This window comes from Oceanospirillum linum, from assembly GCF_001995095.2.
In the GTDB taxonomy this organism is placed as follows: Bacteria; Pseudomonadota; Gammaproteobacteria; order Pseudomonadales; family Halomonadaceae; genus Oceanospirillum; species Oceanospirillum linum.
Genome location: NZ_MTSD02000004.1, coordinates 119,253 through 139,525, shown reverse-complemented (window position 1 = coordinate 139,525; position 20,273 = coordinate 119,253). Strand labels below are relative to the sequence as shown.

General features: G+C 48.2%; 16 protein-coding genes and 1 pseudogene. 4 read left to right on the top strand and 13 right to left on the bottom strand.

The window, feature by feature from the left end; all coding sequences use genetic code 11:
* Positions 1-133: 133 nt before the first annotated feature.
* On the top strand, positions 134-1,750 hold the full coding sequence (locus BTA35_RS11125) for an L-serine ammonia-lyase, iron-sulfur-dependent, subunit alpha (protein WP_078319894.1): 1,617 nt from the start codon (positions 134-136) through the stop codon (positions 1,748-1,750).
* A gap of 62 nt (positions 1,751-1,812) precedes the next feature.
* Here BTA35_RS11125 and BTA35_RS11120 read toward each other — a convergent pair whose 3' ends face one another.
* The 7 genes from BTA35_RS11120 to BTA35_RS11090 form a co-directional block, all read right to left on the bottom strand.
* On the bottom strand, positions 1,813-3,456 hold the full coding sequence (locus BTA35_RS11120) for a methyl-accepting chemotaxis protein (RefSeq protein WP_078319893.1): 1,644 nt from the start codon (positions 3,454-3,456) through the stop codon (positions 1,813-1,815).
* Between the two features lie 518 nt (positions 3,457-3,974).
* Positions 3,975-4,427 carry a DUF302 domain-containing protein gene (locus BTA35_RS11115; protein ID WP_078319892.1) on the bottom strand — a complete coding sequence of 151 codons (453 nt, stop codon included), beginning with the start codon at positions 4,425-4,427 and terminating at the stop codon, positions 3,975-3,977.
* 111 nt (positions 4,428-4,538) lie between these two features.
* Positions 4,539-4,934 (bottom strand): GFA family protein, encoded by a 396-nt coding sequence (locus tag BTA35_RS11110; protein ID WP_238377577.1) that lies wholly within the window; start codon positions 4,932-4,934, stop codon positions 4,539-4,541.
* A 444-nt stretch (positions 4,935-5,378) separates the two neighbouring features.
* The gene (locus BTA35_RS11105; protein WP_078319890.1) at positions 5,379-6,473 is read right to left on the bottom strand and encodes a sensor domain-containing diguanylate cyclase; all 1,095 of its coding nucleotides are present in this window, start codon (positions 6,471-6,473) and stop codon (positions 5,379-5,381) included.
* Positions 6,474-6,583: 110 nt separating this feature from the next.
* Complete coding sequence (locus tag BTA35_RS11100) at positions 6,584-7,060, bottom strand: DM13 domain-containing protein (RefSeq protein WP_078319889.1); 477 nt, start codon at positions 7,058-7,060, stop codon at positions 6,584-6,586.
* A gap of 285 nt (positions 7,061-7,345) precedes the next feature.
* Positions 7,346-7,546 carry a tautomerase family protein gene (locus BTA35_RS11095; RefSeq protein ID WP_078319888.1) on the bottom strand — a complete coding sequence of 67 codons (201 nt, stop codon included), beginning with the start codon at positions 7,544-7,546 and terminating at the stop codon, positions 7,346-7,348.
* A gap of 158 nt (positions 7,547-7,704) precedes the next feature.
* Positions 7,705-7,950 (bottom strand): DUF2164 domain-containing protein, encoded by a 246-nt coding sequence (locus BTA35_RS11090; RefSeq protein ID WP_078319887.1) that lies wholly within the window; start codon positions 7,948-7,950, stop codon positions 7,705-7,707.
* A gap of 205 nt (positions 7,951-8,155) precedes the next feature.
* On the opposite strand from BTA35_RS11090, the gene BTA35_RS11085 reads away from it, so the two are divergent.
* Together BTA35_RS11085 and BTA35_RS11080 are read left to right on the top strand one after the other, a co-directional pair.
* The gene (locus BTA35_RS11085) at positions 8,156-8,398 is read left to right on the top strand and encodes a type II toxin-antitoxin system ParD family antitoxin (protein WP_078319886.1); all 243 of its coding nucleotides are present in this window, start codon (positions 8,156-8,158) and stop codon (positions 8,396-8,398) included.
* Positions 8,395-8,661, top strand: a complete 267-nt coding sequence (locus BTA35_RS11080; RefSeq protein ID WP_078319885.1) for a type II toxin-antitoxin system RelE/ParE family toxin — start codon at positions 8,395-8,397, stop codon at positions 8,659-8,661. The genes BTA35_RS11085 and BTA35_RS11080 overlap by 4 nt, the downstream gene beginning before the upstream one ends.
* On the opposite strand, the pseudogene BTA35_RS11075 reads toward BTA35_RS11080, so the two are convergent.
* From BTA35_RS11075 to BTA35_RS11060, 4 genes and pseudogenes are all read right to left on the bottom strand, one after another.
* Positions 8,646-9,726: pseudogene (locus BTA35_RS11075) on the bottom strand (IS256 family transposase). The gene BTA35_RS11080 and the pseudogene BTA35_RS11075 sit on opposite strands and share 16 nt — an antisense overlap.
* A gap of 186 nt (positions 9,727-9,912) precedes the next feature.
* On the bottom strand, positions 9,913-10,509 hold the full coding sequence (locus BTA35_RS11070) for a HEPN domain-containing protein (protein WP_078319884.1): 597 nt from the start codon (positions 10,507-10,509) through the stop codon (positions 9,913-9,915).
* Positions 10,510-10,539: 30 nt separating this feature from the next.
* On the bottom strand, positions 10,540-11,538 hold the full coding sequence (locus BTA35_RS11065) for a DUF262 domain-containing protein (protein WP_078319883.1): 999 nt from the start codon (positions 11,536-11,538) through the stop codon (positions 10,540-10,542).
* 512 nt (positions 11,539-12,050) lie between these two features.
* The gene (locus BTA35_RS11060) at positions 12,051-15,620 is read right to left on the bottom strand and encodes a 2-oxoacid:acceptor oxidoreductase family protein (RefSeq protein ID WP_078319882.1); all 3,570 of its coding nucleotides are present in this window, start codon (positions 15,618-15,620) and stop codon (positions 12,051-12,053) included.
* Positions 15,621-16,085: 465 nt separating this feature from the next.
* Between BTA35_RS11060 and BTA35_RS11055 the strand changes: the two genes are divergently transcribed.
* Positions 16,086-17,633, top strand: coding sequence for an aminotransferase-like domain-containing protein (locus BTA35_RS11055; RefSeq protein ID WP_078319881.1), 1,548 nt, complete (start codon positions 16,086-16,088; stop codon positions 17,631-17,633).
* A 78-nt stretch (positions 17,634-17,711) separates the two neighbouring features.
* On the opposite strand, the gene BTA35_RS11050 is transcribed toward BTA35_RS11055, so the two are convergent.
* The gene (locus BTA35_RS11050; RefSeq protein WP_078319880.1) at positions 17,712-19,349 is read right to left on the bottom strand and encodes a methyl-accepting chemotaxis protein; all 1,638 of its coding nucleotides are present in this window, start codon (positions 19,347-19,349) and stop codon (positions 17,712-17,714) included.
* Between the two features lie 171 nt (positions 19,350-19,520).
* Positions 19,521-20,210, bottom strand: coding sequence for a hypothetical protein (locus BTA35_RS11045; RefSeq protein WP_139363652.1), 690 nt, complete (start codon positions 20,208-20,210; stop codon positions 19,521-19,523).
* Positions 20,211-20,273: the final 63 nt, after the last annotated feature.

The window sequence follows — 20,273 nt, the reverse complement described above, 5'->3', positions numbered from 1 at the left end:
CCCATCTTTTCTTTCTCACGTTTCACCGCCTGATTTCAGCGTCACGTCCTCTCTCCCTCTATTCAACCCCAGAATATTGAGATATTGTATCCAATATACAAAAATATGATTCATAATAGTGAGAGCCCCAGCTATGAGTGCACCCAGTATTTTCAATGATGTTCTTGGCCCTGTCATGCGCGGCCCTTCAAGCTCTCACTGTGCAGGAGCACTTCGCATTGGTCGTCTGGCGAGGGATCTGATGCAGGGAGACATAAAACAGGCCCTGATCGAATATGACCCCAATGGTTCCCTGGTCACCACTCACAAATCCCAGGGTTCCGATATGGGCTTATTCGGTGGTTTCCTTGGCTGGGATGCCGATGAAGAGCAGCTGGTGAACTATGAATCTCACCTGGAGCAGGCAGGTATCACCACGGAGATCCAGTATCGCAGCATAGGGGCAACACACCCTAATACTTATAAATTAAGTCTGAGTAACAACAACATCAGCCATGAGTTCACCGCACTATCCACGGGTGGTGGCATGATCGAAGTGATCGCCATTGACCAGGCCCCGGTACATTTTATGGGCGATAGCTATGTGCTTGTGGTATATCCGCAGTTCACAGACCCTCTGGCGCTGGAAACACTTACCAACAGCCTTAACAGCCAACTAGAAGCAGAGAACAAACACCTGCAGGCGGAACTGAGCCAGGGCATTAAACCCATCATCATTATTGAGTCTGCACAGGAGTTCGGCGATACCCTGATTCAGCGAATCTGTCAGCAGTGCCAAACTCAGGACTACCGTCTTCTGAACCCTGTCATGCCGGTTCTCAGTAACCCGGATATGACCCTACCATTTATGGATGCCCGGCAGCTACTCGACTATATCCAGAGCCACAATGCAAAGCCCTTACCCCTCATTGCACTGGAGTATGAATCAGCGCGCAGCGGCCTTAACCACCAGCAGTTAATGGCTAAAATGAGCGGGATCCACCAGGTGATGCGCAGCGCCGTCAATACCGGGCTTCAGGGAACTCAGTTTGCGGATCGCATCCTACCCTCTCAGTCACCTGCTTTCAGGGCAAAACATCTGTCCAATGAACTTCTGCCCAGCAGTATTCTGAATGAGGCCGTCATGCACGTCAGTGCGATCATGGAAGCCAAAAGCGCTATGCACACCATTGTCGCAGCGCCGACTGCAGGCTCATGTGGCGCAATGGCTGGGGCGGTACTTGGTGCCGCTAAAGTTATGGATAGCAGCGACGAACAGGTTTGTGAAGCCCTGTTTGTGGCGGGCCTGATCGGCGTACTGATCACAAAAGATGCGACATTTGCAGCAGAAGAAGCAGGGTGCATGGCCGAATGCGGGTCTGGCTCCAGTATGGCTGCAGCGGCATTAGTAGCGCTGCACAACGGCGATACAGAGCAGTGCTTAACCGCTGCATCAATGGCATTACAAAATTCATTCGGAATGACATGCGATCCTATTGCCAACCGGGTTGAAGCCCCTTGTTTAGGTAAGAATGTGATGGCAGCCAGTAACGCACTATCCTGTGCCAATATGGCTTTGGCGGGCTTTGATCAGGTAGTGCCTATTGATGAGGTTATTATTGCCATGGCTAAGGTAGGTAAAGCTATTCCCCATGAGCTGTGTTGCACCGCCCTGGGAGGACTGTCACAAACACCTACAGCCCAAAAGATTGAAAAGCAGCTATCCGGCTCCGAAGGAGTGACAGAAGTTCTTCGCTTTAAAAGCTGCTAAGAAACTCTGCCCTATGGGCAGAGCTTCTGCTCCGGCATCGACAGAACCCGTCTGAAGATGGCTCAGATACGGAACTGCCCCACCATTCCGTGGAGTTTATCCGCCTGACTTGCCAGTTCATCGCTGGACTGGTTTATCTGCTGAACAGATTCAGCAGAGGTTTGCGACAGATCAACAATATTAACCACATTCTTGTTGATCTCTTCTGCAACCAGGGACTGCTCTTCGGCTGCACTGGCGATCATATCATTCATATCTTTTATGAACTCAACGGCCTGCAGAATAGAGTCAAGTGATACGCCGGCCTGTTCTGCAATTGCGATGGTCTCTTCTGTGGACTTCATACTGGCATCCATAGAGAGAACAGCATCCTGCGCAGCACTTTGTAGCTTCTCGATCATCCCTTCAATTTCATCGGTGCTCTCCTGAGTTCGCTGAGCTAGCGTGCGCACCTCATCAGCAACCACAGCAAAACCCCGGCCTTGCTCACCGGCCCGAGCAGCCTCAATGGCCGCATTCAGAGCCAACAAGTTGGTCTGTTCCGCAACACCACGAATCACTTCCAGCACAGAGCCAATATTCTCACTATCCGCATGCAGGCGCTGGATCACCTGAGCAGAGCCAGATACCTGCTCGCTGAGTTGGTTGATGGCCGTAATGGTCTTTTCAACCTGTTCTTTACCACAGCGGGCCTCCTGATCAGCACGATTAGCACCTTCAGCAGCCTGACCGGCGCTCTTTGCGACTTCATGTACCGTCGTCGACATCTCATGAACGGCCGTTGCCACCTGGTCAATCTCCTTGGACTGCTGCTCAGTATTCCTGTGTACGCCTGTGGTTATGCCTGATAAACCTTCTGCCGAGCCTGAAACCGAAGACGATGCAACATTAACCTGACCAATAACACCGTGTACTCTTTCAACGAATCCGTTGAAGTAACGGGTCAAAAGGGTAATTTCATCATTCCCCGCAACCGCCAGCCGCTTGGTCAGATCGCCATCGCCTTCATTGATATCTTTTAGGGCGGATAAAGTTTCCCCCAGAGGCCGGGTAATACTTTTTATCAACATCCAGGCAATCGTCAGCATAACGACAATAATAGCGGCGGTGATGCTCAGGTTAGTGGTGACCTTTTTCCAGAAAATGGTTTCAATATCGTCAATATAAAAACCAGAACCTACCGACCAATTCCAGTTCTTATAGGCAAGAATCATCCCCATTTTCTCTAACGGTACATCGCCCCCTGCTTTTGGCCAGAAGAACTCAGCATAGGTAAGACCATCACGCTCCAGATCGCCGGGAAGATCATCAAAGATACGTTTGCCCTGCTTGTCTTTCAGTAACGATCCATTCTTACCGGTCAAAGAAGGCACAGCCGGGTGCATCAGATAGACACCCTTCATATCCATAACCCAGAAATAATCTTTATCATTTGCACCATAGCGCATATTTTTGATGATATTCAGCGCCTGGCTTTGGGCCTGCTCAAGGGTTAAAACGCCGTTCTGGACCTCGTTGTCCAGACCCTCCAGTACCTCTATCACCGTATGGATAATATTATGCAGTTCACCTTTTTTCTGCTCTCTGAAGCTGTCCCTTTCCTGCAACATCATAAACAGCAAGAGAATCGCCATCGCTAAGAAGGGGAGAATTTGCATAAACCAGATACGGTATTGAATTCTGAATTGCCGAAATAAAGATTCCACTACGAGCCACCTGTTGTTAGATACTTGAATTTTATTATTAATATTTTTTAATTATAAACATATTCCGAAGAAGCGAATAGTTCACTAACAAAAGAAAACAATCAAGTGGAATTAAAGAAGCTACAAAGCAGCTCTACCAACCTATAGGGATGTTTATACAAACTAATATTGTACTGCAGCAATGGTCAGACCCCTTACCCGACAAGGCTAAAGGATAGGTATCAACACTTAGGGCACGGCAAAAAAGAGTGGGTTTATTGGTAGATACACCTGAATGAATTGACAATAAATTACACTCCCTTGCAATTAACCACCCAAGACTTTAACAGAGTTAATCAAAAATATAGGTCAAAGTAGCGGACACCTGATCCAGGTCATACATTTATTTCACTTTTATGGCATCTATTCATAGCTTAGCGGGCAACCACCAACAATCGGCCTAAAACAACGTACCCACGCAAAACAGCCAGAGTCTCATAAGGCATGAATGGCTGACTGCATTACGTGGCAGGTGATAACTACTGGGCGACAGCAGCCTTTGACAAGGTACTTAGCACACGTGAAATTTTATTAATGACCTCATCACACCCTTTTATGTCGTGACGCTTCATCAAATAATTCGGGCTATTGTAACTGAGCCAGACTTTGTTATTAGCATCTTCGCTAACCATAACTTTTTGTGGCAGATCAATGGCCACATTCTGAGCACACTGCATCAGAGGGGTTCCCACCTTGGGGTTACCAAACATAATGACCTCAGTGGGCCGGAGCTCTAAATTCACGCCGCGGGCATTTTTGCGGTGATCGATCCGGGCAAATAAGGTCAGCCCTTTACTTTTTGCAATCTCTTCAAAGCGGTCTGCCGTTTCTTTAACAGAGAAGCGGCTTTCATATTTCACTAAACCTTCAGATGCAGACACTGAAAATGATGCCGATAAAAGAACAGCTCCAAGTGATATTATTTTTTTCATGACGATACCTCCTGTACTATTTTACTGAAATGCATATAAAAATCGTTATCAAAAAAATCAAAGAATCGCCGCACTTTGGCAGACGACTCTGATCTGGTTTATAACTATGCTCTAACCTGGAAAATGAGGAGCTTTAGTAACCTGAAGACCATTTTTATACCATTCAGGCTGCTCAGAGCAAAATATCTGAGCATCAGGTTTTATGGATGGCTCTCCATTTAAACTGCCCGCCGGAACAATTAAAGACTTACCGCTTTGCGATATATACGGCAGGCCAGAGGCACAGTTCTCGCAAAAGGCTTTGGAAAAAGAACGCTCAGGGTGATCGTAGCGCCTTATCTTATTCTCCCCTTTAATCCAGGTAATATTATCCGGTGCCGTAAACAGATTTGATGCGTGCGCCGTGCCCGTCAGTTTTCGGCACTGTTCACAATGGCAAAAGAAAAAATTTCTGAAATCATCTTTAAGTGTAAATTCAACGTCGCCACAGCAACAACTACCTGACATCATCTGATTCATAGTCAATCCAAGTTGAGTCAATATTTTAAAATAACACCCTTAATTAACGATATAAGCTATTAATCTGAGGTTATTATCAGTTTTTTTAGTACATATGCTGCCTTCCGTGGGATCTTTTATCTTACGACTCTATATTCAATAATTCTCATTGCAACCAACAATGCATTATCCGTGGGCCTCTCCCGGTTGCTCACCCTCTATGACCGCAGTTTTCTGATTCGGTTTTCTGTTATTTTCAGCTCCGTAAGAAAATATCAGCACCTGGCAGCGTGCTAAACAGTCTGAGTAAGAGTGTTAGGAGTTTTGCAGCCGCTATATTTTGCCCGTTTGCTTCTTATCACTCACACCCTTTAGGACGCGCCTAACGTAAGGTATGTCTGTGTCCAGAGAGGCCAAAGTTGTTCGTTATCAGAGGGAAGGAAACATGGGGATTTATTGCGGGTTGGGGCTATGACGGGCATCGTTAGGGTGATGATCTGAGTCGTTAGCATTGAGATCCGCATAGTAGCGGCATTTGTCAGCATACATATTTTTGTCTGCCTGACTTAATAGTGCCTGTACCGATGCGCCATCTTCAGGATATAACGCAGCGCCCTGACTCACCTGGCAGTGCAGCTGATGACGTTTAATCTGAAACGCCTCAGCCATCCCCTCTTTAATACGGGACATAACCTGGGTTACATCCCGATTATCGGTTATTTCAGTCAACAGAACGACAAATTCATCCCCACCAACACGCGCCAGAGTGTCTGTATCCTTTAGCTGTTGTTTAATACGCAGGGTGACTTGCTGCAGTAACACGTCACCCACCTCATGTCCGTAGGTATCATTCACCTGCTTAAAAGCATTCAGGTCAACAAATAATACAGCGAATGGCGTATGACTGCGGTTTGCCAAACCGATGGTTTGCTGTATACGCTCGTGCAGCACCGTGCGATTAACAAGACCGGTGAGGCTATCATGATGGGCCAGATGCAGAATCTTTTTTTCTGCCGCTTTACGATCGGAGATATCCGTAAGCATATTAAGTGTTGCCGGCTGCCCGCCCCAAACAATGGCAACACCGCTAAGCTCAATCGGGTAACTGGAGCCATCCTTGCGTAACAAAAGACTTTCATACCGCTGCGGAGCTGTTTCTCCAGCCACACGGCGCTGATAATTCGCCATCATCTCATCCCGTGACGATGGATGAATCAAGGGGATAAAAGACGGCAAAGCCTTGAGCTCAGTTTCATTATATCCACTCATTTCACACATGCGCGGATTCAGATAAACCAGCCGTTTATTTTGCACTACGGCAATACCTTCATGTGCCGTCTCGACAAGGTAACGAAAAGTATCTGCGCTCTCACGTAGATTCTGCACTAACAGACGCTGAGCCGCCATGGCGCGGCGGTGGTAGAAAAAACACCAGGCTCCCGACAGAAACAGAACCACCATAATCAGGATGACACTCCAGAGAAAATATTGGCTGGCCCAGTACCCGGTTTCGACTAAAGCGGCAGCCGCTTCGGTGTTTCTGTTCATAAAATTGCTCTGTGGCTGTTAATAGTTTGCCATTTAAAAGCCAAGCCAAGAGCTCGACTTCAAAACCGCCAATACCCTGACCAGCCCCTGGCTGTTCCGGTTTTTCTTTTTTACTGATATTTGGCTGATGTAATAAATTCACCAAACGTTTCACACCAAACTACGACAGTATTAAACTCCGAAAGATCAATACTAGGCGCCACGTGTACTGCAAAATTGTTGAATGTTTTAACATCGCCAACGAGTGTCATAGAGTTTTTCAAGCGCTCAAATTCTGCTTCCGTTTCCACAAACTGAGGGGATAAGTAGAGCTTATAATCAGGGCCAGGAGCAAGCTCGCCACGTAAAGTGATATACTTATCGCTAAGTAAAACCTCACCCTCTCCCCAATGAAGCGCATCGCTGTCTTTTAAATCTCTTATGAACTCAGTCTCATATCTAGCTTGTGAGGACTTTGCCTCTATTTCCATTTCACTTGGCGAAGGTGGTGCAGTAAGAATAGGAAGCGAGTAAATTCCAATTGCGAACCCAGCAACAGCCATCAGTGTGTGCGAAGCGATTAAATATATTGTTTTTCGAATATTCATGTTTTTTCTATCATCAAATCGTGCTTAGAAAAGCCGTAGAAATCCCTCTTTATATTTCTCAACAGCTCGCTTTCAGATGTTCACTTCCAGGGCTAAACAGGCCAGCTAATGTCTGTTTATTTCGGTCTGCCCAAGGTTTGGTAATCTCTAAGTCACATACTAGGTTGCTATTGCTATCTGCTTTGATAAATACAATAACCGAGTAAAATAGTAAGGCTGGATCGCCACGAAGCGATGATACCCCAGCCACCGTGCGAACAAATTAATACATTTATACGCCTCAGATTACGACTGACTTTTTTTCCATTCATCAGTAAGTAAGCCAGCATATCCCCAGTTCTCTTCTTCTATTTCCTGAATGACAATATGAGTATACTCAGGAGGTTTTCCCAGCACACGCTGCAGGGAAGCCGTAATATCTTTAACAATCTCTGCTTTTTCTTCTCTGGTGACACCTTTTGTAATTTGAACATTTACGTATGGCATTTGAACCTCGCATCGAAAATTTAGGGCACCCACAATGTTACTCAGTCATAGTAACACGTTAAATCCGCTTTCTGACTTACCTAAAAATAGCCTCAGCGGCTAGCCGGAAAAGGTATCCGTAAATTATGGATGCCTCTGCTTTCATAAAAAAACCGACATTAGCTTGTCGGCTTTTCCAGCTCCTGAATCTGATAAGTCAGTTCTTCGGTTTTTTCATGAAACAGGGTCCGGGCATCAGCCAGCCCCTGATTGTAAAAGTGCGGCCCGATCTCCTTCGCGAAGAAATCGATCAGGAACTCGGCTTCAAAACCGCCAATATCCTGATCCAGTTCATCGGCAAAGTAATCTTTGATCTTAGCGACGATACGGGCGGTATCGTCTTTGGAGAGTTTTATATCGGTCATAAGTTTGCTTAGGTTTTGCCTGCTTAAGCAGACAGGAATTTCAGTGGTTGCAGCTCGGAAAGATTGATTCGCTGCTCCGCCTGCCAGTTTTCACTGGCCGATGAAATGATAAAGGTTAGTTCAGGATGAAGCCATGATCGCGCATTGCTCTTAGCTGGTACTGATACCATAATTGGGTATATATAGGTATTTCGGAGCAAACAACATGGCTAAGAACACCAGTATTACCTTGGGGGATCACTTCGAGGGGTTTATCTCTGAACAGGTTCAGAGTGGTCGGTATGGTTCCGCCAGCGAAGTAATCCGCTCTGCCCTGCGCCTGCTGGAAAACCAGGAAGCTAAGATGGAAACCCTGCGACAGCTGCTGCAACAGGGTGAACAAAGCGGCGATGCGGATTATGACCTAGATAGCTTTATCAAAGAGCTGGATAGCGAAGAGCTTCGATGAAACTCTTCACGCTGACGGTCACAGCGAAAACGGACTTACGGGAAATCGCCCTGTTGACCCAGCGCCGCTGGGGCAAAGAGCAACGGAATGCCTACCTGAAGCAGTTTGATGATTCGTTCTGGCTGTTAGCGGAAAACCTGGATATTGGTAGAACCTGTGATGAGATCCGAGCGGGATATCGGAAATTCCCGCAGGGAAGTCATGTGATTTTTTACGAGGGTGTTCATAGTTCTGTGTCACCCATTACTTACAGATCCACGTAACCGTCGATCCGACCTTCGAAGTGGATGCTCAGCTGCGACAACGTCAGGTTCCAGTTTTGCACCGGATGCGTCCAGCGCTCTGATGCCTTCAACATACCTGCGTACAGCAGCTTGAGCAACACGTTTTCATTGGCGAAGCCGCCTTTAGTCTTGGTCAGTTTCCGGAACTGACGATGCACCGCTTCAACCGCATTGGTCGTGTAAATCGCTTTACGCCCCTGTTCCGGATACTTGAAGTAAACCGAGAGATTCTCCCATTTGCTCCGCCAGGACTTGATCACGAGCGGGTACTGAGCGCCCCATTTCGCTTCCAGATCGTCTAAAGCTTGCTCAGCAGCATTCTGGGTTGTGGCGCGGTAAACACACTTCAGATCCGACATAAAGGCTTTCTGATTCTTACTGGCCACATACTTCACACTGTTGCGGATCTGATGGATGATGCAGAGTTGCACCTCGGTTTTCGGGTAAACCGTTTCTATCGCTTCCGGGAAGCCTTTCAAGCCATCGACAGATGCGATCAGGATGTCTTTTACGCCCCGGTTCTGCAGATCCGTTAACACGTTAAGCCAGTAGCGAGCACCTTCGCTTTCCGAGAGATACAGCCCCAGTAGTTCCTTTTTGCCTTCGATGTTCAGGCACTAAACGGTCAGTGATGGCGTTAATCGTGCCGTTTGAGACCTCAGTACCGTACATCTCTAACAGGTAGTCCCGGATGCTCTGGTAGCTGTTACCCAAGGCGAACAGAGAGATGATATTGCGCTCCATCTCATCGGTCAGTCGGGTTTGGTACTTTTTAACCGTTTGTGGTTCGAACGAGCCATTGCGGTCACGAGGTGTTTCCAACTCAAAAGAGCCGGAAGCCGTTTTAATGGTTTTTCGGGAGGCCCCGTTTTTACGGTTAGGTTGTGAATCCTGCCCCAGATGCTCATCCAGTTCAGCGCCTAATGCTGCTTCGGTGATCTGTTTGATCAGAGGTGTTAGCAGGCCGTCTTTGCCATTGAGATCCTGACCGGACTGGAGGGCCTTAGCGAAGGCCTGAATGTCGATTTCGTATTTATCGGACATGATGTGTCACTCCCAGTTAGAGGGTTAACTATAGGGGTGACACAGAATTTTGAACACTACCTTTTTTACCAGCAGACGGGCAACCAGCAGATCAGGGTTATCCGTATTCTTCATAAGAGTATGGATGTTAGCTTGCATGTAAGAACTTAACACCGCATTCTGCAACTTGTCCTCAGAAATACATTGTTAGGCGATTGTCTCATCAGCGGCTTCATTTATCGCAGCCATGTAAGGGACAATCACATTGATATAAGCCTTTAGGTCTCCAAAAGAAACATCCGCAGCTGTATCATTATGGTGGACAATGTTATTTCGCTTAGTAACAATTGTATTTATCAGGTCTTTGTTGTTTTCAAAGCTTTCCTTTTTAGATAAGTCTACTCCTAGCAACTGAAATAACTTCAATGTTTTATATGGATTTGCCGAAATTTCATTCGCAATATCTTTCTTGGTGACTGGCAACGATATTTCATTGTAATTTAGATGTTTATCTTTTATTCCTGTAGCAAGCCTCCAATGTAAAAAGTTATGTGGAATCCGCGCAGAATGAATACGATTTGAAATTACCTGGCTATGCATAAACGCAACATCTTGCAGGAATGCTTCCAAGTAACTGCAAACACTTATGAGGTACGATTTAACAAAAAAGTTGACGTTCTCTATAAAAAGAACATCAGGATCATTAGCGAGCACTCTTTGTTCAGAGATATCAATCACATTTTTCAATGATTCAAATAACTCTGTGTACTGCGTTAAAGGACAAGAACTAGTTGATTGCGCCATCTAACAAAGGTCTCCATAAGTTTCTTCGTCTTAAAATGGACGTTTTTTCTGCAAACCGCCAGATAGTGTACGTCTAAAATCATCACTTTTGCACAGTTGATCATAAGCACTTTTAATCTTTTCTTTATTAGTTAGAACCAACTTTGGATCCAGCAGCCCAACAGTAAGCATGAGCAAATCGTAATGAATCATTCCTTGCTTGGGGCGATCCCTCGTTGCATCCAAGAATAAATCTTCACCAAAAACATCTTTACAGTTTTTCAAAGCGCTATTAAATTGGTTGCGCAGTTGATCAATTTCTTTATCAGTCGCTTCAAAATTATGCTCCATGTAACTATCGAGGAAGTCACTCAGGACATCATTAAACTCCGCAAGTTGAAGATCCTCTAAAAATGCAAAAAACCTAAGTACCTGTTCTTCAGGTTCTCGATCATTTCTTACCCTGTTACCGCCATCTACAATGCCAAAATTCTTAATTTCATCTATTTCAGCCAACTCAACCAATAGATCGTCAAGTGCCCCAGGGTAAATGGCATGCCTTATTTCTTGTGCGCTGAGTTCAACAGCCCCCTGATTGAGCCTAGCAAAAATTTCCCTAATGAGTTTTTTCGGGTTTTCTTTACGAAGAACAATGCAACGAATTGTTGTTGATTCAAGCTCAGCTTGTAAATCGCCAAGCTCAGAAAACTTCTTACCTTCTAGATTTTTAAACGTTGTCATTCCCTCTAAAGCAAATTCATCGTTAAAAAATCTAGCTATAGTCGTTAATCGTTGTACACCATCAATTACTAACTGTCTTCTATCATCATCCTCCGCGAAATAGCATGAGGGTAGTGGGATACGCATTAGACATGATTCAATAAACTTTGAAGCTCTTCCCCAACCATCCTTATCCCATTTGTATTTCCTCTGAAAATCTGGATTCAAAACTGTCTTTGGAGTCTCTGCTGTAATTCTTGAGACCAGCGTTTCGAAAGGATAATCAATTGGGTATAGATTCAACGTTTTTTCTTCAAGCTCATTACTCATTATGTATTCCTATATTTTGTTAACTTTCCACTTCCGCATAACATTACAATCATAGACAGATACGCTTTTCCGATTGCCAATATACCGACAAGCACTGAGGAAGTATTTTGATTAGAAAGGAATAATTCAGTTTTCTGATCTGACCGCTTCCCTGCAACGCGCCTGCGTCTATCTCATTTAAAAGGCAGCTCTGTAAGCTGCTTTTATCCGTACATTACTAATTCAACCGAGTCTAACAGAGACACCAAAGTGATCACACTCCCCAAACAGCTGATAAACCTGACAAACCTCAACTAACAGCCATAAAAAAACCCCGCCATATGGCGGGGTAAATATGCAGAGTTCAGCAAGAGAGCTGAGCTGATACGGTGTGTGCTAAACCCCGTATCCGGCAGAACAGGAGAACTGCCGTTCCTAACAACGAACGATTCCTTCCCTTCGACTAGCTCAGGGAAGGCAGACTCCACCGGTGGCACGCCCCAAAGGTAAAGCCACCGGTTAGACCCGCCAGCTTATGGCTGGTGGATCTGCACGGCTGGAATCTGTTGTCCATCAACAGCCGGGGCTTTCTTACCACCCTGACCTTTGCTGGACGAGGACAGATCAGAGAACACCTTCTCTGCCTTCTCATACCGCACCTGGCGATATCCTTTGATGTTATCCAGTCGTACCAGTGCTTTGCGCTGGTCGCCAGTCATTCCGGGAATAACCTCCAGCAGTTCACGACGGACACGGTGTGCAATCTCATGCTCGCGGGCATGAACTTTAGCCTGGGCCTTGCGCAACCATCGCTGATGACGGAAGGTTTTCAGCATCCAGTTTTTCGGTGAAAACTCAAACGCGATGCGACGATTGAACAGATCAAACTCAGGGCGGTTCAGGTGCTTAATCTCAAAACCGGTGCCCAGGTGTCTGTAGGCAGTTTCGTCACGGGATTTCTTAACCGGTGACACCATAAGGTGTGCGGTAAAGACTTCATCTTTGATCCAGTAAGTCTTACACAGAGCACGCAGGGCGATACGCTGCAGGGCCACATCGGAATAAAGCGTTGCCACTTTTTCAGCGTCAGCAATAAAAGCATCCAGAGAGGCGGCACGATCATAGACCACAACATCATGGATGTAGTTTGCCAGATGATCACCCTCGATCTCCGGGAAGAGACCCTGTAAACGTGTCAGGCCGTTATCGTACAGTGTGATCAGTTGGTCTTTGTTCTCAAACAGACCGGCGCTGTCGGCCACGCTGTTACGGAAGGCGCTAACCATCTGGCCATCAGTGTCACCACTGTGCGGCAGAAATTCATTACGGAAGGCTTCAACACCCATTTCAACAACACGGCGGCCCAGTTCAAAGGCTTTCCAGTTGTTGTCAAATTCCGCTTTAGGTACACCACGACGGAAGGCACCACGCATATTCTCTTCCGTGAACGGCAACATACCTTTCTGGTACGCCACGCCGAGCAGTACCGCAGATGCGTAAACGCTTTTACCCAGCTGACGGTGCGCTACCGCTTTCATGGGGCTGAATAAAGCCCGCTCTTTCAGCTTATTGTCGATCACTTCCCGCAGTTTTTCGGCTTTTAACACATCCTGTTCTTCGCCGTAATCCAGTAGAATTGACAGGGGAATCTGGAACTCTTCATCCAGTAGCGCTAGTCCATAGGGCGCCAGGAAGTTCAGTGCGGCGCTACCATCCAACAGATCCGGTGACAGTACCAGATCCGCTGTGCCTAAAGGGGTGATGGCGCTGGCGGATTTCTCGCGGTTAAAGATGCTCAGGTGACCGGTTACGCGACCATTACGCTGAGCCAGACCTTTCTGGTCCATAAACTTAAAGTCGAGTCCATCAAGACCGTTCATCTCTTCAGCAGCTTCTGCCAGTACACGGGAGATGGTGGTGACACCGGAACCGCCGACACCGGTAATCACGACACGCCAGTCCTGACCTTCCAGAATATCTTCGAAGGCTTTACTACGATCCGGTTCCGGCAGTGCGTCTGTGGCAGCCCGTGTTATGGGCTGATTCGCACCACTTTCCTGGGCGTAGCGTGTCGGGTGATAGTTGATCACATTCACCTGCTCAAAACTCGGGCAAGCCAGAATTTTGGAGCAGTAACCGTCCGATACGCAGATCTGAGGGTCAATAAACATTTTCGGCCCGTAGGCATCTTCGGTCTGAGACAGCCCCGGACAACCGGTCATCTCAACGCAGGCACGGCAATCTTCACAGGCAGACGTGTTGATCTGGAAGAAGGTCTGAACCGGCTTGGTTTCGCCAGCGCCAAAGATTTTACGGTCTTCACGTTTCTTACGTGCGGCAAAGGTCAGACCGCACTCTTTGTCAGAAACAATTACTTTGGTGCCCTGTTTCTTCACCAGCTGCTTCAGCATATTGCGGTAGAAGTAACGGTCAGACGGGTTGACCTCAATCGCTTCATCAACGCCCATACCCCGTACCAGATTCAGCATATCCTGTTCCGGGCGCTTGCGCCCTTCCACAGACTCACCGGTGCTGGGTGACATCTGGTGACCGGTCATGGCGGTGAAGTCATTATCCAGCACGATATAGGTGATATTATGACCCAGCTGTACCGAGTTAGAGATGGCGCTCAATCCAGAGTGGAAGAAGGTTGAGTCGCCCATCAGAACCACGGACGGATTGGTGGAGAACAGATCCATACCAGCACCGAAGGCACCACCCTGCCCCATGGCGGAGATGTCATGCATCTCCTTGAACGGTTCCAGGAACGACAGGGAGTAACAGCCTACATCACCGTGGGAGATCAGGTTGATACCATCTTCCTCTTTGAAAACCTTGCGCAGCTCTTTCAGCAGACTCAGGGTTTCACGGTGCGGACAGCCCGGACAGAAGGTTGGCAGACGCATCGGCAGCGCCTGATCCAGCTTGATAAGCTCTGGCTGTTTCTGCTGACACGGACGCAGCCCCAGAATACCCATCAGTTCGTCCAGTTTGCTATGCAAGATCTCGTAGGAGATGCCTCCGTCCGCCGGGAAGCCTTCAATCACTTTTTCACTACCAAGCTCACCACCGACAACGCGATCAGCAAACTCTTTACCGTAGATATGAACCTTTACGCCGTGTTCCTGGCACAGATGGATCAGTTCGTTCTCCAGGAAGCCACGCTTCTCTTCAACCACCACCAGAGTGTCCAACTTCTGCAACCAGGGCACCAGCAGGTCATCCACCAGCGGATAGGAGCAGGCCACTTTGTACAGTGAAAAATCATCCAGATAGTGTTCTTCCTGCATAATCTGGCGCAGGGTTTCAAAGACAACACCGGAAGAGATAAAGCCGATTTTGCTGTCGCTGTTACCGTACTGACGATCCAGTGCCAGATCCTTCAGCACTTTTTTCGCCCTCGGGAAACGCTCACGAATCAGACGCTGGTCAGCACCCAGGGAGTTAGGCGGCACCATAACACTGGCAGCCAGATCAAAGGTGCTCGGATCAAAATCGGTCAGCGCGTTAGGGACTTCAGACTCTTCTCCCATCTCCACACGACCACCGCCTTCTGCAATAAAGGTAGTGACCAGTACACCGGCATACAGAGAAGAGCGCTGAGATAGGGTCAGGGCGTGGGCGATCCAGTCTTTCAGCTCCTGAGGGCTGGATGGCTCAAGGAAGGGCATATGCAGATGCTTAAACAGATAACGGGAATCTGCAGCGGTTGCGGTGGACATCGACCAGGGGTCATCACCCACAACCACGACAACACCGGAGTGAATCGATTCGCCGGTTTCAGGATCAATATAAGGCTGACCGGGGTTAGCAAAGTTACCGACAGAAAGGGCATCAGAGGCCACATGCAGTCCCATGGACTTCATGCCCACCATCACATTACGACCAGCCTGTTTGGCACCACCGGCCATAGCAGCAGCATTGGCTTCGGTATTACCCAGCGCGACACGGATACCTTTCTCTTTCAGCTCGTTTTTACGGGCGTGCAGAATATTAAAGTAGTCCGCTAATGGAGAGCCCGGATAACCGGTATAAAGCGAGAAGCCCGCCTCAATACCGCCCTGAATAATCAGTTCGTTACCGTTCAGAATTTTATACGTCATGACCTTGCCTTATCATTGTTCTGGACTGGGCTACCCTTCTATGACCTGAGCCATTGAAAGACCTGAGCCGGATAACACAGTCGAAAGGGTCAAAATGCAGATCTCAGTCTGGGGTGTTTTGAAACCCACAATCACGGTGACTGATGCAGTATGTCTGCCTTTATAATTTTGATAAGACTATTCTGGTCAATTACAGCGGGAGCTTGCAGAGCTAGTTTCTGCTCATTTAAGCAGTACAGTTGCAAAAAAAACCAACTGTACCGATCATTCTGACGTAAACTGTAATGATCCAAAGTGTTACAAATACGTTAGGATAAGGTTAAATATCAGTAACACTTTAACGCTGTTACCCAGTAGCAATAATTCTGCAACCCATAACACCTGTTCAGAGACGTCCAAATATCTGACCAGTGTAAAGCTACCCCTTCCGGGGAAAACAATAAAAAAGAAGACTGCGCCCTGCTTATGACACAACCCGCTTCGCACAACCAGACCCTGTATCAGCAAATCGCCGATGAACTGGCTCGCCAGATAACTGAAGGCATTTTCCAACCGGGTGATAAACTGCCCTCAATCCGTAAGCTTAGCCAGCAGCGCTCCGTAAGCATCGCAACCATACAAAGCGCCTACGAGCAGCTGGAGCTACAACACCTGATTGAATCCCGGCCCCAGTCCGGTTTTTATGTGCGCCAGCCCGTAACACCCACCTATGGCGGTACACTTTCGGAGAAGTCCGGCATCAGCCGTATGCTGTCACCTTTTGGCTCGGAAGCTGGCCAGTCCTGCGAACTACCAACGCCGGATCAGCATACCGATCTGAGCCTGCCCACGGCGGTGAGTATCAAACAATCCGCCAGTGAGGTACTGCGCCGCTGCCAGCAGCCGGAGTTGATCAATCTGGGCACAGCGATTCCCAGCCCCGACTTTCTGCCGGTAAAACAGTTGCAACGTATTATGGGTAGTCTGGTACGTAAACGCATGGATGAGGTGGTGGTGTCAGTTTTCCCGCCAGGGCTCGAGGAGTTACGCAACCAGATTGCCAAGCGCATGGCAGAATCCGGTTGCCATGTGGCGGCAAATGAGATTGTGATCACCAACGGTTGTCAGGAGGCTCTGACCCTCTGCCTGCGCGCCGTAGCTCAACCCGGTGATGTTATTGCCATCGAAAGCCCGGCATTTGTCGGTTTGCTGCAAACCATTGAATCCCTGGGTATGAAAGCGCTGGAAATTCCAACACACCCACAAAAAGGGATCAGCCTGGAAGCGCTGCAACTGGCGCTGCAGCAGTGGCCGGTTAAGGCCGTCGCCCTTGTACCCACCTATAATAATCCTCTGGGCTTTACTATGCCGGTTGAGCACCGCCGTAAGTTACTGACATTACTAAAGCCTTTGAGCATTCCGGTGATAGAAGATGATCTGTTTGGTGACCTGGATTACTCCGGCAACCGGACACCGGCCATTAAAGCCTATGATGAAGACGGACTGGTGCTGTACTGCTCATCGGTTTCAAAATCCATCGCCTCCGGCTTGCGGGTGGGTTGGGTGTCCGGTGGACGCTACCAGCAGCATATTGAGTTTCTGAAGTCGTTCAGCAGTGTCGGCACGTCAACACTGAGTCAGATGGCAGTAGCGGAGTTTATGGCTAACGGGGGTTATGACCGGCATCTGCGCCGTATTCAGGCGGCCTATGCCCGGCAGGTACAATTGATGGGTGAAGCGGTGAGCCGTTGGTTCCCGGAAGGCACCACACTGACCCGCCCCATGGGAGGTTATATTCTCTGGGTAGGGCTGCCCGGAAAAGTTGATACCTTTCAGTTACACCACAGGGCACTGGAGCAAGGTATCGGCATTATGCCGGGCAAGCTGTTTTCCGCCCGGGATCATTATCAGAACTTTCTGCGGGTTAACTGCGCCATTATCTGGGATGAACAAGTGGATAATGCCGTGCGTTGTCTTGGGGAGTTAGCTCAGGAGCTGCTGGCAACCGAGGGTGAACCCGGAGAGGAAGCGTGATAAAAACACTCTTCCCCTCCCGGACTTCCGTTGGTTCCGGCCTCAAGGGCTGGCACCATCAATGATCTACGAGTACCCTTAATGGGCTTTGACGTTATCGGTTACTTTAAAGCTACCCATCACCTCCTGCAGCTGATTACTCATCGTATTCAGATCATCAGCCAGGCTGAAGGTTTGCTGCCCACTTGCTAGGGCCTCCTTGAAGCGTTCATTCATCACACCGATATTATCGCTGACCTCAGTAAAGTTTGTATTCTGGGTCTGTACTGCAGAGAGAATCTCTTCCGAGCAGTGACGGATATGGACAATCGACTCGTTGATCTCCTCCAGTCGGGTACTACTTGCCTCCACCAATGCTTTACTGTCTTTGGCAGCCTCCACACTCTGACGCATCACGCTGACCACACTGGCGGTTCCATTACGGATCGCTTCCACCATTGTTTGGACCTCCAGCGTGGAGTCATGGGTTTTACCCGCCAGGGAACGCACCTCATCAGCCACCACTGCAAAACCCCGCCCCGCCTCACCGGCACGTGCCGCTTCAATCGCAGCATTCAGAGCCAACAAGTTGGTCTGCTCTGCAATGGTGCCGATCACATCGATCACCCCTTCAATGCGATCACTGCTCTCCTGCAACCGCTTGATAGTTTCCTCTGCACCAGAGACCTGTTCCACCAGCTGCTCCATATGAGCCGTGGACTCCTGCACCACTGTCAGTCCGTTAGCAACCCGATTATAACCCTGATCACTGGCAGCAGCGATACGCTCTACCGCACAGGATACCGATTGCGAAGCCTCCTGGGTCGCCAGCATACCTCTATGAACCTTCTGACTCTGCTCGCTCTGTTTCAGAGTACGCCCTTTCGCCTCTTCACTGGTCTGGGAGAGTTCATTCGCCATAGGGATAAGACGAACCACGGTTCTCATCACATTAGCCACTGCCTGATCGGTTTTAGCCAGAAAATGGTTAAAGGAGCGAGCCAGATCACCGATCTCATCTTTGCGGCTTTCCGGCAGCCGCTGCGAGAGGTCACCCTCTCCGTTGCCCAAATCCTCCACCAGCCGGTACATGGCGTTAATCGGCTTAAGCACAAATGAACGCAGGCCACCCAGAAGGACAAGAATCAGCAACGCCAGAAGCAGTGAAAACAACATACTGGTGTATTGGGATTGTTTTGCTTTCTGCACCGCTACCGTCAGCGCGGCCTGGGTAGCCTCATCCTGACGGGTCATCAGTTCGCCGATACGTCCATAAATAGCACTGGCAGCCTCATCAAACTCAGCCATTAACAGGTTACCCTGGGAGGGGCCACCGTCAATATACCCCTGAGCCACCCTCTTACCTGTAGCATAATAAGCTTCAAAAACCGGCAGCAACTCCCGGTAGGATGTCACGTGTTCTTCATCAAGTTGCAGCATCTCATTCAGACGCTGACGGAAAATCTGTGCATTCTCCTCCGCAACCTCAAAGCCATCATTCAGCCCATCCTGAGCCCGTGTCGCACTGATATCCGTTAGCCACTGCTGCACCTGAATGACCGCCACCTGCATATCATGTGCTTTATTCAACTGAGGAATACGTTTCTGCTCTAAGTGTTCAACCTGTGCAATAACGTGACGGGCTTCGCTACGTAGCATAACCACCTGAGCTATCAGGAAAGTAATAGAGATAATAGTAAAAAATAGCGCTTTATTACGTAAGGTATTTAGAAACATAAGAAATTCTCAAACCGGGAAGGACTCTGTACAGAAAAAACAGGAGTTACTCAATATTACTACACAGATACATTAATACACACTAAAGTAATAAACTACCCGATCATCCTTGATCAATATTAATGGTTGATATGTCACGACATTGGTCAGCAAACACGTTCTCTGGTGCCATCACTGACCATAAGCACGCTCTTTCTCCTTCAGATAATCCAGATACTTCATTGCCTGATCAAGTCCAGGCTCATTATCCTCCCAGCTGATCTCACCATCACCGTTCAGGTCTTCACCTGACAGGATCTGTTCCGCAAGTAAAACCAGTTTGGGTGCCTCACCGGACAGGTCGCTGTAACGGGGCGCATGAATAATCTGATCAGCCAGTGCCAGCAACTGTTGGCCGCGCTCCAGCACTGAATCGGCGCTCAGGGTAATCTGCTCCCCATGAAACTCAATCGCATCGGAGGCATCATTCTGCTCCATGGCAAGCTCTACCCGATCCTTAACATGGTTAACCGCTTTCAGCAGGCCGTAACTGCTAACGGCTCCACTCTCTGCACTTGCCGGTGCCAGAGTATGGCGGATATGTATCGCATGCATTTTGACCCAGTCAGAATCCTGGGCACGCTGCATGGCAAGGGAGGCATGAGTATGAATAAGCTCAGCATCAGAGCGTGCAATTGCCAATAAGCCCTGCTGCCCCCGGATATCGGTAGCCACATCATCAATATAGGACATAGCCACAGGCCCGGCACCGCCATCCTCATCATAGCCCGCTTCGATCTCCTGAATATTATCGCTGGCACAACCTGCAAGAATTGCAAATATCAAAGCCAGGGGTAACCGTTTTCCTACCCGCAGTTTCATCAGTATCTCCTTAATCATTCTCGTCATCTTTTTTATATCAGGTAGCAAAAATCAGCAACGCGT

What these genes read in the sequence shown, in the direction of transcription:
- BTA35_RS11125 (WP_078319894.1), top strand. Translation starts at nt 134, where the DNA reads ATGAGTGCACCCAGTATTTTCAATGATGTTCTTGGCCCTGTCATGCGC.
- BTA35_RS11115 (WP_078319892.1), bottom strand. Translation starts at nt 4,427, where the DNA reads ATGAAAAAAATAATATCACTTGGAGCTGTTCTTTTATCGGCATCATTT.
- BTA35_RS11110 (WP_238377577.1), bottom strand. Translation starts at nt 4,934, where the DNA reads ATGTCAGGTAGTTGTTGCTGTGGCGACGTTGAATTTACACTTAAAGAT.
- BTA35_RS11105 (WP_078319890.1), bottom strand. Translation starts at nt 6,473, where the DNA reads ATGAACAGAAACACCGAAGCGGCTGCCGCTTTAGTCGAAACCGGGTAC.
- BTA35_RS11100 (WP_078319889.1), bottom strand. Translation starts at nt 7,060, where the DNA reads ATGAATATTCGAAAAACAATATATTTAATCGCTTCGCACACACTGATG.
- BTA35_RS11095 (WP_078319888.1), bottom strand. Translation starts at nt 7,546, where the DNA reads ATGCCATACGTAAATGTTCAAATTACAAAAGGTGTCACCAGAGAAGAA.
- BTA35_RS11090 (WP_078319887.1), bottom strand. Translation starts at nt 7,950, where the DNA reads ATGACCGATATAAAACTCTCCAAAGACGATACCGCCCGTATCGTCGCT.
- BTA35_RS11085 (WP_078319886.1), top strand. Translation starts at nt 8,156, where the DNA reads ATGGCTAAGAACACCAGTATTACCTTGGGGGATCACTTCGAGGGGTTT.
- BTA35_RS11080 (WP_078319885.1), top strand. Translation starts at nt 8,395, where the DNA reads ATGAAACTCTTCACGCTGACGGTCACAGCGAAAACGGACTTACGGGAA.
- BTA35_RS11070 (WP_078319884.1), bottom strand. Translation starts at nt 10,509, where the DNA reads ATGGCGCAATCAACTAGTTCTTGTCCTTTAACGCAGTACACAGAGTTA.
- BTA35_RS11065 (WP_078319883.1), bottom strand. Translation starts at nt 11,538, where the DNA reads ATGAGTAATGAGCTTGAAGAAAAAACGTTGAATCTATACCCAATTGAT.
- BTA35_RS11060 (WP_078319882.1), bottom strand. Translation starts at nt 15,620, where the DNA reads ATGACGTATAAAATTCTGAACGGTAACGAACTGATTATTCAGGGCGGT.
- BTA35_RS11055 (WP_078319881.1), top strand. Translation starts at nt 16,086, where the DNA reads ATGACACAACCCGCTTCGCACAACCAGACCCTGTATCAGCAAATCGCC.
- BTA35_RS11050 (WP_078319880.1), bottom strand. Translation starts at nt 19,349, where the DNA reads ATGTTTCTAAATACCTTACGTAATAAAGCGCTATTTTTTACTATTATC.
- BTA35_RS11045 (WP_139363652.1), bottom strand. Translation starts at nt 20,210, where the DNA reads ATGAAACTGCGGGTAGGAAAACGGTTACCCCTGGCTTTGATATTTGCA.